The sequence below is a fragment of the Roseibium algicola genome, from assembly GCF_001999245.1.
GTDB classification, from domain to species: Bacteria; Pseudomonadota; Alphaproteobacteria; order Rhizobiales; family Stappiaceae; genus Roseibium; species Roseibium algicola.
In genome coordinates this window covers 4398851-4411587 of record NZ_CP019630.1, presented here as the reverse complement: position 1 = coordinate 4411587, position 12737 = coordinate 4398851, and the positions used below count along the sequence as shown (strand labels likewise).

The following is a 12737-nucleotide window of genomic DNA, read 5'->3' as shown; positions in this document are numbered from 1 at the left end:
GAAATCCTATTTCCTGGTCGGCGGTGTGCCGTGGGTGTGAAAGGTTTCGATGGTCTTCAGACCCCAAGCCTGTCCTTTTTTACGGTCCGCCTCTGTCCAGCAGACCGGTTCCCAGTCGGGTGCGAGGATCAGCCGAGCGCCAGCATTGGCAAGCTCGACCCGATTGCCGGCCGGTTCCCAGACATAGAGGAAGAAGGTGCCCTGGATCGCATGTTTGTGCGGCCCGGTTTCGATATGAACGCCGTTCTGAAGGAAGATATCGGCGGCCCGCAGAATGTCTTCGCGTTGGTCGGTCGCATATGTAACGTGATGCAGCCGCCCGGCGCCACCGCCATGTTCCTCCGTGCAGGCAAGATCGTAAGTCTTGTTGTTGACCGTGAACCAGCAGCCACCGATCCGGCCATTGTCGAGCTGGATATATTCCGTCACCCGGCTGCCAAGGCAGGTTTCCATGAACTGGCGGAACTCGCTGACGTCTTCGGACAGCAGGTTGAGGTGATCAAGCCGTCGCGGCGCTGCGCCGGTAAAGGCGGAGGCAGTGTTCTTGAGTGCCGCCTTCTCGGTATCCTGTTGTGGCTTGAACCATTTGGTTTCGTAGTAGATTTCGAATACGTGGCCAAACGGGTCCTCGAAGCGAAAAGCGCGGCCGTGGCCAAGATCACCGGACACCCAGCCGTGCACCTTGTAACCGGAGCCCTCGATAGCACGGACACGCCGGTTGAGCGCCTCCGGTGAGGCAGTACGATAAGCCACGTGACCGATGCCCGTAGTCGAGTGACGCGTCAGCTTCAGCGAATGGAATTCGTAGTCGTCCCAGGCCCTCAAGTAAGCGGATGTCTCGTCCTCACCGGAAAGCGTCAGGCCGTAGACATCGGTGAAGAAGGCTAGGCTTTCCTCGTAGCGGTCGGTGTACATCTCGACATGGCCCAGATGGGCGACATCATGGCAATGATCCGGCATTGGAGACCTCAGAGTTCGTCTACGGTGCGCGGAAAGATCGACTGAAAGCCTTCCGCATATTTGCAGTCCCGGCCACCTGACTGGCCGCCGGAATTGCGTTTGAAATGGTTGGCTCGGTTGACCGCGACGCGGGTGTAATAGTCCCAGAGATGTTCCTGGCCAGCCATGCTTTCGATGGCCGCGCGCTTCTTTTCCCAGACGGATGTGATGTCCAGGAACGTGTCCGGCTTCCAGCCCATCTGCTCCGTCTGGTGCGGTTCAAAGAGGTAAAGCTGCGGCGCACCGAGCACTTTTTCACCCGGGTTGTGGCCCCAGGCCTGTGCGATCATCCGGCATTCAAGTGCGACCTGGGTCGCGTACATGTGATCGGTGTTGTAGGGGTCATATTGCGAGTGGCTCAGCATGAAGCTCGGTTGAACCTTGCGGATGACATCGACAACGCAGGCCTTGTCTTCCCGTGTCAGTTCGAGCGGGTAATCACCTAGATCAAGGCAGACGAGATCATGCACGCCGAGTTTTTCGGCTGCGGTTTCCGCCTCCTTGCGGCGCACGCCCTTGACGCGATCGAGTGTCATTCCTTCCTGCTTCCAGAGCTTTGCGCTTTCTCCGCGCTCGCCGAATGACAGGCAGAGGACGGTGACGTCGTAGCCGAGCTCGCCATGCAGCGCGATGGCGCCGCCACAGCGCCAGACGAAGTCGGCTGCATGGGCGCTGATGACAAGTGCAGTCTTGGAAGCTGGCATATCCGGTTTCCCTGTAATTGTTACTTGGCCGGATATTCCCGTCTCTTCCCGCAGAAGGCCAATTCAAAGGGACGCAACGCCTCATAAGTTTTGGCTATAAGGTCTTCCGTCAAAGCTTCTCTGCTGGCAGTCTATGAGGCAGGATCGTTGCGCTTACACAGTGCGTAACAAAGATGCCCGCGAGACGCCGACAGGAGAAAACGTTGGAATTCAATCTCCGTCATCTGCGCGTTTTTCTGTCCGCATCGCGCAACTCATCCATCACGAAGGCAGCGGAGGAATGCCGCCTGTCGCAACCGGCGGTAACTCAGGCCATCAACAAGCTGGAGGACCTGTTGGAAACGGCACTCTTCCAGCGGTCGGCTCATGGCGTGTTCGTCTCCCAGGTCGGCAAGGTGTTCGGACGCCGGGTTGAACGGGCGCTTGGCCTCATCGACGCCAGTTTTCTGGCGACAGCTCCCCGTTTGCAGGTAACTGCCACCGCAGCCCAGCTTCGTGCCTTCGTCGCCGTTTGCGATTGCGCCAACTTTACCCTTGCCGCGCGGCGGCTCGGCATTGCCCAGCCGACTGTGCACCGGGCTGTCAGTCAGCTTGAGAAGGAGGCTCTGAAACCGCTTCTGGAGCGCACATCGAACGGAATCGTGCCGAGCCGTTCAGGACAGAGCCTCGCCCGCGCAGCCGATCTGATGTTCGCTGAGCTCGCCCAGGCCGCGATGGAAATGTCGGAACTGAAAGGTCGGGAAAGCGGGCGTATAGTCATCGGCGCCATGCCCTTGTCACGTGCTTATATCCTGCCATCGGTGGTGGCTGCCTTCCGAAAGGACTGGCCGCGGATCGAGCTGCAAGTCCTGGACGGGCCCTATGATGAGCTGATCCGGGAATTGCGGCGCGGTGCTGTCGACTTTCTCGTCGGCGCCTTGCGCAATCCGCTGCCGATCGAAGACGTCGAACAAAGCGCGCTCTTCAATGACAGTCTGACGGTGATGGCTCGCAAGGATCATCCGCTGGCCAGCAGAAGGGGCCTTATCGTTGACGACCTCAGGTCCTGGCCCTGGGTCGTTGCCGCCCGAGGCACGCCGACCCGCGGCCACTTCGATCGCCTGTTCAAGGAGAATGGCGGCCAGTTGCCGGAAAGTGTCGTGGAAAGCGGCTCGATGATCTTTGCCAGGGAGTTGCTGGCGTTGAGCGATCATCTTGCCTGTGTCTCCAGCCTCCAGGCAGGCCGCGAAATCGCGGCGGGCCGCATCGTCGCCTTGCCGTTTCGACTGCCGGACACTTCCCGTCCCATCGGCATCACCACTCGCACGGGCTGGGAGCCGACGGCCAGCCAGAAAGCGCTCCTGGCGCTGCTTCATCGCTACGACCACTGAAAACAAAGGCGAAATTCTATCGAAGCTAGCAGCATTATCTTTCAACTATAGCAAAAACTGATGGCGGCGGGATTGCTTTCAAATGGTGCACCAACCTCTCCGGTGAGAAGGAAAGAGCGATCCGGAACCCCTTGCGGTTCCGGCAACGCTCAACGGGAGGATCCGTCCATGAAAATATCCAAGGCACTTACCGGGGCTGCGCTGGCACTCGGCCTTTTTGCAAACGCCGCCCAGGCGAGCGAGCTGAAATTCGCCAATTTCATGCCGCCGGCCAACCCCTACCAGGCAGGCGCCTTCGAGCCCTTTGCCGAGAAGCTGGCTGCCGCCACCAACAACGAGATCACCGTTCACATCTATGCTGGTGGTGAACTCGGTCCGGGTCCGGTTGAGCAATTCTCCCGCGCCGTGGACGGTGTAGCGGATTTTGCGGTCGGCCTGCCTGGCTATACCGCCTCCCAGTTCCCGGTGACGCTGCTGACCGAACTTCCCGGCGTCATCGACGAAGAGACCGGCACGGAAGTCATCTGGAAGAACATCGCTCTCTTCAAGCCCGAATTCAAACGCGCCGTTCTCGTCAGCCTCTGGTCCAATGCCGACAACGTGCTCTACACCCGCGAAAAGCCGGTGCGCACACCAGACGATGTCAAGGGTCTGAAGATCCGTGTGCCTTCACGCAACGCGGGTCTGCTGGTCGAGGCCTGGGGTGCAACGCCTGTCTCGATGCCGGTTCCGGAGATCTACAATGCGCTGCAGACGGGGGTTATCGATGGAGCACTCATTGACGGGACCGGCACCAAGGCCTTCAAGCTTGGGGAAGTCTCCAAGTATCTCACTGTCGGCTTCGATACGACCATTTCCCCCTTCTTCATCGTCATGAACCGCGACAGCTTCGCCTCCCTGAACGATGAACAGAAGGCGGCTATCGAGGAGATCGGCAAGGAGATTTCCGTGACCGCGAACGCGGTACAGCTGGCCGCGGCTCACAAGGGCATCGACGCCTTTGCCGAGATGGATGGCAAGCAGGTCATTCGCCTGTCCGACGAAGAGGCTGCTGCCTTCAACGCGCTTGCCGACGAGGCTCGTGCCAAGGCTATCGAAGAAGCCACTGCCAGCGGTATTGCCGCCGGTGATGTCGTCTCCGCACTGCAGGCGCAGTAGCGGCAATGTCTCCCATTTCCAAAAAGGCCTGGCCGGCACTTGTCGACCGGGCCACTCTGGCCCTCGCTGCGCTCGCCGGTCTGTTCCTGCTCTTCCTGGTCGGTCTTGTCTTCGTGGCGGTATTGCTGCGCTACGTGGCTCAGAGCCCGATCCTCGGCATCAACGAGATCGTGCAACTGGTTGCAGTCGCCATCGTCATGCTGGCGCTACCCTGGTGCACAGATCGCAATGGGCATGTGCGTGCCGATGTCTTCGATCGTGCCATCGGACGTGCCGGCCGTTTCTCCGGCGACCTCTTCTCAAGATGTTTCAGCACCTTCGTGCTCTCCGTACTGGTCTACCGCTCCTGGCTGAAACTGCTTGATGCGCGCGAGTTCGAGGATGTCACCAACATGCTCTCCCTGCCGATCTGGCCCTTCTACGGGATGATGGTCGCAGGCATGGGCCTCTGTGTTTTCGTGCTGGTTCTCCAGATCGCCGTCATTCTGATGACGGGTGAGGAAATGAAATGACGGATCTGACGCTTGGTGTCCTGGCCTTCGTCGCCCTTTTCGGCCTGATGATATTCCGCACGCCGGTCGCGTTTGCCATGCTGATTGTCGGCTATTTCGGGATGGCCCTTCAGGGAGGGTTTCGCACCGCCGGTGCCGTTCTGGTCACAGAGACCTACTCCTCGGTCACCAACTATTCGCTGATAGTTGTGCCGATGTTCGTCCTCCTCGGCAATGTGGCTTCCGCGGCGGGCTTCAGTCGCGGGCTTTACGATGCCGCCTATGCCTGGGTCGGCCGGTTCCGTGGAGGGCTCGCTTCGGCCTCCGTGCTCGGCTGCGCAGCCTTTTCCGCAGTCAGCGGCTCTTCCGTTGCGACCGCTGTCACTATCGGTAAAGTCGCCCTGCCGGAAATGCGCCGCCTTGGCTATGCAGACGGTCTCTCCACCGGTTCGATTGCTGCCGGTGGCACGCTCGGTTTCCTCATCCCGCCCTCTACAGGCTTCGTGCTCTATGCCATCCTGACGGAGGAATCGATCGGCCGCCTCTTCATGGCTGGCATTCTGCCGGGCCTCCTGATGACTGCTCTATTCATGGCGGCCGTCTGGCTGACTGTGCTGAGAAAGCCGGAGGCAGGCCGCCCAGGCGATCCGATGGCCTTTTCCGACCGCTTGCGCATTCTCAGTGCCGCGCTGCCGCTGATCGCTGTCATGGTGCTCTCCATTGGTGGAATCTATGCCGGGGTTTTCACCCCCGTAGAAGCCTCAGCCATCGGCGCCGGGCTCGTAATCCTGATCGCCCTTGCCACAGGGGCGCTCACGCTCAAGACATTCACAGGCGCAGTCCTGGAAACCGTACAGACCTCGGCGATGCTCTACATGATCGTCATCGGCGCCAATGTGCTCAATCCACTGCTCGCCGTCACCAAATTGCCGGTCGCCTTCTCCGATCTCCTGACCGTGCTCGGCTTTGGTCCCTATGGAACGCTGTTTCTGATCCTGATGTGCTACGTGGTGCTCGGCATGTTCCTGGACGGGCTCGCCATGCTGGTGATCACGCTGCCGATCTTCTTTCCCATCGTGCTGCAGCAGGGCTTCGATCCGATCTGGTTCGGCGTTGTCGCAGTGATCGTCATAGAGATGGGCATGATCACGCCGCCAGTGGGCCTCAACGTCTTCGTCATTCGCAGCGTCGCCCGGGATGTGCCGATGGCAACGATCTTCAAGGGTGTTGCTCCCTTCCTGTTGGCGATGATCCTCTGTCTGTTGCTGATCATTTGCTTTCCGCAGATTGCATTGCTTTTACCAAACAGCATGTTCGGATAACCGACCCGCACATCGGCAGAAAAACAGTAACTTAACTCGGAACATAGCGGGAAAAGACTTCTACTCCTTGCAAGAAGCAACCGAGCATCAAGTTGAAGGCGTCCGCAACTAGGTGGCATTCTGCTGCATGCGAACGACCAAAGTGAGAAGGCAAAGGCGACATTTGGCGACGGCAGGTTATCGCGAAACAAGAATTGCCCGGAAGTCGTTGACGTTCGTCAGGGTTGGGCCTGAAATAACCTGGTCGCCTAGCGCCGCAAAGAAGGAATGGCTGTCATTCTGGTCGAGTGCTGCGTGCATTGACACTCCCAGTGTCCGGGCACGGGCTGGCGTTGTTTCGTCGATTATCGCACCGGCGACCTCCGCTGCACCGTCGACACCGTCCGTATCGCAGGCAATGGCCGAGATGCCCTTCGCGCCTTCCAACGCGCAGGCGAGTGCGAGGCAGAATTCGGCGTTCGGTCCTCCGGTTCCTCGGCCGCGCCTAGAGACCGTGCATTCGCCTCCCGAAAGCAGCAAGGACGTCTCGCCCGGCGCAAGGACGGCAAGTTCTTCGAGTGCCGTCTTCGCGTGATCGGCTGCGACATCACGCGCCTCGCCTTCGATCGCATCTCCGAGCACCCTGACCCGAATGCCCAGCCGGGCCGCATGTTGCCTTGCGGCGTCGAGCGACATGGCAGGTGCGGCGATCATGACATTTTCCACCCGCGACAATTCGGGCACAGCCCAAGGCCACGTGCCCGCAGGACTGGCAAGAACGGCATGCATCGACGCGGTGAGCCCGATCGACCAGTGCGCGGCAATCTTCCTTGCGTCTTCCGGTGACGTTTCATCGGCAACCGTCGGGCCGGAGGCGACCATTGCTGGATCGTCTCCCGGAACATCGGAGATGATCAGCGACAGCATGCGGGCAGGCCAGGCTGCAGCAGCAAGACGACCTCCCTTGGCACGGGAAAGGTGCTTGCGCAGGGTATTCATCTGCGAGATCGGCGCACCCGAAGCGAGCAACGAACGGGTCAGCTCCTGCTCTTCTTCGAGGGTAATATCGCCAGCCGGACACGTCAGAAGGGCGGAGCCTCCGCCCGAGATCAGAGCCAGGACGAAATCATCCTCTTCGCAAGTATCGAGAAGCTGAAGCAGACGCCGCGTTCCGGCTCGCCCGCGACGGTCCGGGACCGGGTGCGAGGCGCAAACGACTTCAATCCCCTCCAGCTCCCGGGTGTATCCGTCGCGGGTCAGGATCAGGCCTTCACAAGCCCCCCAGACCGCCTCGACAGCCTCGCCCATCCTGGCGGAAGCCTTGCCGGCACCAATGACGACGACGCGCCCTTTCGGGCGCGGCGGCAACACGGAAGGTACGACGCGCATCGGGTCCGCAGCGGCGACAGCAACATCGAATAGTTCCTTCAGGACGGCGCGGTGCCGGCGGCCTTCGGAACGTTTAGCCACCCCCTTGTCAGGAAAGTGCATCGGCGACCGCCTTGCCGCAGGTTATCGTATCCGCCGTCCCGCCCAGATCGCGGGTTCTGAGCACCTGTTCGGCCAAGACCCGTTCGATTGCAGCAACAATGTCAGACGCGGCTTCGCTATGGCCCAGGTGGTCCAGCATCATGGCACCGGCCCAGATCTGCCCGATCGGGTTTGCAATTCCCTTGCCCGCGATATCGGGAGCCGAGCCGTGGACAGGTTCGAACAGCGAGGGGAATGTCCGCTCCGGATTGATGTTCCCGGACGGAGCGATGCCGATGGTTCCGGTGCATGCCGGGCCAAGATCGGAGAGGATGTCGCCGAACAGGTTGGAGGCAACCACCACGTCGAACCTGTCAGGGTTCAGCACGAAATGCGCCGTTAGGATATCGATGTGATACTTGTCGACACCGACATCCGGAAAGGCCTTGGCCATCTCCACAACCCGCTCGTCCCAATAGGGCATGGTGATCGAGATGCCGTTTGACTTGGTGGCCGAGGTCAGACTCTTGCGCGGACGCTTCGCGGCCAGTTCAAAAGCGTATTTCAGGACCCGGTCCACACCGATCCGGCTCATGACAGTCTCCTGCAGGACCACCTCGCGCGGGGTATCGGCAAACATCTTGCCACCGATCGAGGAATATTCGCCTTCGGTATTCTCGCGCACGATCCACATGTCGATGTCGCCGGGTGCACGCCCCGCCAACGGGCAAGGCACTCCGGGCATGAGGCGGGCGGGACGCAGGCTGATATATTGGTCGAACTGGCGGCGGAACTGGATCAGTGATCCCCAAAGCGATACGTGGTCTGGAACGGTTTCGGGCCACCCCACCGCACCGAAATACAAGGCGTCGTGGGTTTCGATCCTGGATTTCCAGTCGTCGGGCATCATCTGCCCGTGCTTCGCGTAATAGTCACAGGACGCGAAGTCGAATTCGTCGAAATCAATGCCGATGCCGTGCCGTTTGGCGGCGGCTTCGAGAACGCGGAGCCCCTCCGGAACGACCTCCTTTCCGATGCCATCTCCAGGAATAACTGCGATTTTCAAATGATTGTTCATGGCGCTTCCTAGTCGTTGCGGCCGCGGATTGCAGCGATGACTGCGTCGGTGACCATGCGCGTGGTGGCCTTACCGCCAAGATCGGGCGTGTGCAGCGATGGATCGGCGGTGACGGTTTCAACCGCTTGCATCAGCCGTTCGGCTGCCGGCTTTTCGTTGAGGTGCTCCAGCATCATCGCGGCCGTCCAGAAAGTCGCCACCGGGTTGGCGACGCCCTTGCCGGTGATGTCGAAGGCACTGCCGTGGATCGGCTCGAACATCGATGGCGTGTCCCGTTCGGGGTTCAGATTCGCTGTCGGCGCGACTCCGATCGAACCGGAAAGAGCGGCGGCAAGATCGGAAAGAATATCTGCGTGCAAGTTGGTCGCGACGATCGTATCCAGCGAGGACGGGTTCATCACCATGCGTACGGTCATGGCGTCCACCAGCATCTTGTCCCAGGTTACGTCGGGAAATTCTCGTGCGATTTCGGCGGCGATCTCGTCCCAGAGCACCATGCCATGCCGTTGCGCGTTGGATTTCGTCACTACGGTCAGCAGCTTGCGTGGGCGGCTTTGCGCCAGCCGGAAGGCAAAGCGCATGATACGCTCAATACCGGCACGGGTGAAAATCGAGACATCCGTTGCCACTTCCAGCGGCAGGCCCGGGTGGGACCGACCACCCTGTCCTGCATACTCCCCTTCCGAGTTCTCACGAACAATAACCCAGTCGAGCTCTCCGCCGTTCACATGACGAAGGGGCGACCGAATGCCGGGCAGGACCCGGGTCGGGCGGACATTTGCGTACTGATCGAGCGGCTGGCAGATCGACAGGCGCAGTCCCCAGAGGGTCAGGTGATCGGACACATCGGGTGCGCCGACCGCACCGAAGAGGATCGCATCGAAGGCCCGCAACCGATCGGCGCCGTCCTTGGGCATGAATTCGCCCGTGCGTTTGTAGCGATCTGTCGACCAGTCAAAGCTCTCGACCTCGAATTCGAAGCTGCCGTCTCGGCCGGCCAGCGCATCCAGCACCTCCAGGCAAGCATCGACGACTTCCACACCTATCCCGTCGCCGCCGATGGCGGCGATCTTGTGCGTTCTCTTGCTCATGATTTACTCCAGTTCAGAAAAGCAGTCCGGCGGGCATGCGCAACAGCAACACATTCGCCATAAGCCACCAGAAGCCCGTACAGATCGCTATGCCGGCGACAGACCAGATCAGCCAGACACGAACCGCCGGACGGTCGTAATCCGCGATCGCCATGATCAGTCCGAAAGCAACGAGGCTGGTGGCAAGGAAGCCGATCCCAGGCATAGCAATGACCCACGCCATCATTACCGCGCCGAGTGCCGTCCTGCGGCGGGTGCCGCTGTCAAAGGCCGGGTTTGTACTTGCTGGGCCTGTCGGACGGCGGATGTGCTGGACGATCAGCATTGCGGAAAAGACCATCAGGGCGACGGATATGGTTTTCGGAAACACCGAGCCCAATGGCGACATGCTACCGGCCGCGGTGTAGGTCCACACGCCGAGCGCGATGAGGAGGGCGGCGATGACCATTGATGGCAGGTTGCGGGTCTTTCCTTCGGGCTCGATCCCAGCGCCGGCGTCCTCCACCACCGCACCGGCTACCTCGAGCTGGCGACGGCGTTTCGCCTTCCATTCCGACCAGATCGGGAAAAGGAGCGTCAGAAGCGCGACGCAGATAATACCGATGCTGATCGGACGCCCGAAGAACATTTCGGGAATACGGCCGGATGCATTGCCGATGAGCCAGGTCTGCACGAAGCCCTGTTCAGCGATCGAGCCGAGTACCAGACCGAGCACGATCGGCGAAGGCTGAAAGCCATAGCGGTTCAGGATCCAGGCGAGGATCCCGAGCGCGACCATGAGCTGAGAGTCCTCCACGTTGGAATGGATCGCAAAGGAGCCGATGATCGTCAGGAGAGCGACGGTCGGAGCAAGGACGGACTTCGGCACCTTGATGATGGAATTGTAGGCGTAGCGTCCGATCAGAAGTCCCACCGGCAGCATCAGCACCGTGGCTATCAGCAGTCCCCAGATGAAGGTGTAGACCACTGGTGCGTCGGTGGTGAACAGTGTCGGGCCTATCTTGATCCCCTGGACCAGGAGAGCGCCCAGGATGATCGCATCCGGCGGTGTTCCCGGAATCCCGAGGACCAGTGTCGGGATAAAGCCACCTCCGACAGTCGCGTTGTTGGCGGCCTCCGTCGCGATGACACCTTCGGGGTTACCCTTGCCGAAGCTTTCAGGCTCGCCCGACGAACGGCGAGCTTCGGAATAGGATACAAGACCTGCAATGGAACCGCCTGCACCCGGCAGAATGCCGATGACGGTACCGATGATGGAGGATCGCAGGATATTGAACTTACTCGCGATCGCCTTGCGCGTGCCTTCCATTAGCCTGAGGCCGCCGGTGGCAGAGGGTTTCAGGTGCGGGTCCGCGGTCGCGACGAGATCAAGGATCACCGGCACGCAATAAAGGCCGATGATTGCAGAAGTCAGATCGATCCCCGACAAGAAGCGCTGCATCCCCATGGTATAGCGAACGTCTCCGCCGACAACGGCAACGCCGACCATCGACAGGAACAGGCCGATACAGGCGCCGATCAGTCCCTTTATCGTATTGCCGACAGACAGGGCCGCAATGAGGGTCAGTCCAAAGACTGCCAGCCAGAAATATTCCGTGGGGCCGAAGGCAAGCGCGACTTTGGCGAGCGGCGGTGCAAGCATCAGGAGTGCAAGCGCTCCGATGATGCCGCCGGAAACCGATGCGATGGTTGCCAGCGAAATTGCAAGCCCGCCATCGCCACGCTTGGCCATGGGGAAGCCATCGAACGTCGTCGCGATCGCCGAGGGTGTTCCGGGCGTATTCACAAGGATTGCGGCAAAGGCGCCGCCGTAAATGGCGCCCGTGTAGATCGCGCCGAGGGCAATCAGGCCCGCGGCGGGATCCATGGTGAATGTGAAGGGGACAAGCACGGCCACCGCCATGGTCGCCGAGAGTCCGGGCAGTGCGCCAATCACCGTTCCGAGGACCACGCCGACAAGCGCGAGCATCAGGTTGAACGGCGTCAGGGCGTCCAGAAGGTAGCCGAGAATGTCCATCTTCGTATGCCGTTACTGAATGATACCCAGCGCTTTCGCGCCCTCGGTATATTCCTCGACCCGTTTGGCGACGAAGTCATCCATCTTGTCATAGCCAATGTCGGTCAGAACGAAGCCGCCGTCTTCCATCTTCTTGACGAAATCCGGCTGCGAATTGATCTTCGACACGATGTCGGAAATGCTCTGGCGCAGATCCTCGGGGGTCGAGGCCGGAACCGCAACGCCGCGGTAGGCACCGCCGACGATGTCATAGCCAAGTTCCTTGAAAGTTGGCACGTCGGGGAAGGCGGGCAGACGTTCTTCCGCCGCGACCGCAAGCATCCTGAGCGCATCCCCCTGGCTGATGCCGGAAGTCGCATAGTTGAAACCTGCCATCGTCGAGCCGCCAAGGACCGCGGTGATTGAAGGGCCTGTTCCGGAGAAAGGAACATATGTCGTCACCACGTCAGCCTGACTGTTGAAGCGGATCGCAGCGAGATTGTTCGACGAATTAGAACCCGATCCTGCGAAGGTGACGAGGCCCGGATTGGCCTTGGCGTATTCGATCAGTTCGCCAAGCGTGTTGAATTGGCTTTCCGCGCGCACGAAGATTGCGTCCGGCGTATAGTGGAAATAGTGCACTGGCGTCAGGTCCTCAGTGGCATATCCCACCGAACCGGCAAGCGGCTGAAGCACGGTATGCGGCATGTTGATGCCCATGATTGTGTAGCCGTCGCCCGGTAGCGAATTCAGCTGGGACCAGGCCTGCGCACCGCCCGCGCCGGGCTGATACTGGATGACGACCTGCTGACCGGTTACGTTCTCCCATTCGGACTGCTGGAACCGGGCAGAAATGTCGGATTCCCCGCCTGCATTGAACGGAATAATGTAGGTCATCGGCTTGTTCGGGAAATCTGCCGGCGACTGAGCGGCAGCGGAGCCCGCGGCCCCCAGCAACGCGACAAGAATGGTTGCGACTGTTTTCTTCATGGTTTCCTCCTCTTGGAATGCCGCGCGCGGCACACCGAAAATTGAAGCAGCACGCCGCATAGGCCATGGCCTGCGGACACGATCTGCTT

The 12737-nt window shown here is 60.4% G+C and carries 11 protein-coding genes; 4 read left to right on the top strand and 7 right to left on the bottom strand.

Features of this window, described 5'->3' with window-relative positions:
* Positions 1-6 precede the first annotated feature (6 nt).
* Complete coding sequence (locus tag B0E33_RS20335) at positions 7-960, bottom strand: VOC family protein (protein WP_077292242.1); 954 nt, start codon at positions 958-960, stop codon at positions 7-9.
* 8 nt (positions 961-968) lie between these two features.
* On the bottom strand, positions 969-1703 hold the full coding sequence (locus tag B0E33_RS20330) for a PIG-L deacetylase family protein (protein ID WP_077292241.1): 735 nt from the start codon (positions 1701-1703) through the stop codon (positions 969-971).
* A 203-nt stretch (positions 1704-1906) separates the two neighbouring features.
* Between B0E33_RS20330 and B0E33_RS20325 the strand changes: the two genes are divergently transcribed.
* The 4 genes from B0E33_RS20325 to B0E33_RS20310 all read left to right on the top strand — a co-directional run bounded on the left by B0E33_RS20325 (position 1907) and on the right by B0E33_RS20310 (position 6044).
* A complete protein-coding gene (locus B0E33_RS20325) occupies positions 1907-3073 on the top strand; it encodes a LysR family transcriptional regulator (protein ID WP_206051385.1) in 1167 nt (388 codons plus the stop codon).
* A gap of 168 nt (positions 3074-3241) precedes the next feature.
* On the top strand, positions 3242-4231 hold the full coding sequence (locus B0E33_RS20320; protein WP_077292239.1) for a TRAP transporter substrate-binding protein: 990 nt from the start codon (positions 3242-3244) through the stop codon (positions 4229-4231).
* 5 nt (positions 4232-4236) lie between these two features.
* Positions 4237-4743: a TRAP transporter small permease gene (locus B0E33_RS20315; RefSeq protein ID WP_077292238.1), complete on the top strand. Its 507-nt coding sequence runs from the start codon at positions 4237-4239 to the stop codon at positions 4741-4743.
* Positions 4740-6044 carry a TRAP transporter large permease gene (locus B0E33_RS20310; RefSeq protein ID WP_077292237.1) on the top strand — a complete coding sequence of 435 codons (1305 nt, stop codon included), beginning with the start codon at positions 4740-4742 and terminating at the stop codon, positions 6042-6044. Before B0E33_RS20315 ends, B0E33_RS20310 begins: the two co-directional genes overlap by 4 nt.
* A gap of 177 nt (positions 6045-6221) precedes the next feature.
* Here the strand turns inward: B0E33_RS20310 and B0E33_RS20305 are convergent, their stop codons facing one another.
* From B0E33_RS20305 to B0E33_RS20285, 5 genes are read right to left on the bottom strand one after another with little or no spacing between them, the layout of a single operon-like run.
* Complete coding sequence (locus B0E33_RS20305; protein ID WP_077292236.1) at positions 6222-7514, bottom strand: glycerate kinase type-2 family protein; 1293 nt, start codon at positions 7512-7514, stop codon at positions 6222-6224.
* A complete protein-coding gene (locus B0E33_RS20300) occupies positions 7501-8571 on the bottom strand; it encodes a tartrate dehydrogenase (RefSeq protein WP_077292235.1) in 1071 nt (356 codons plus the stop codon). Before B0E33_RS20300 ends, B0E33_RS20305 begins: the two co-directional genes overlap by 14 nt.
* Positions 8572-8579: 8 nt before the next feature.
* Entirely contained in the window at positions 8580-9662 is a 1083-nt protein-coding gene (locus B0E33_RS20295) for a tartrate dehydrogenase (RefSeq protein ID WP_077292234.1), read from the bottom strand.
* Between the two features lie 13 nt (positions 9663-9675).
* Positions 9676-11679: a tripartite tricarboxylate transporter permease gene (locus B0E33_RS20290; RefSeq protein WP_077292233.1), complete on the bottom strand. Its 2004-nt coding sequence runs from the start codon at positions 11677-11679 to the stop codon at positions 9676-9678.
* A gap of 12 nt (positions 11680-11691) precedes the next feature.
* Complete coding sequence (locus B0E33_RS20285) at positions 11692-12648, bottom strand: tripartite tricarboxylate transporter substrate binding protein (RefSeq protein WP_062491461.1); 957 nt, start codon at positions 12646-12648, stop codon at positions 11692-11694.
* Between the last annotated feature and the right edge of the window lie 89 nt (positions 12649-12737).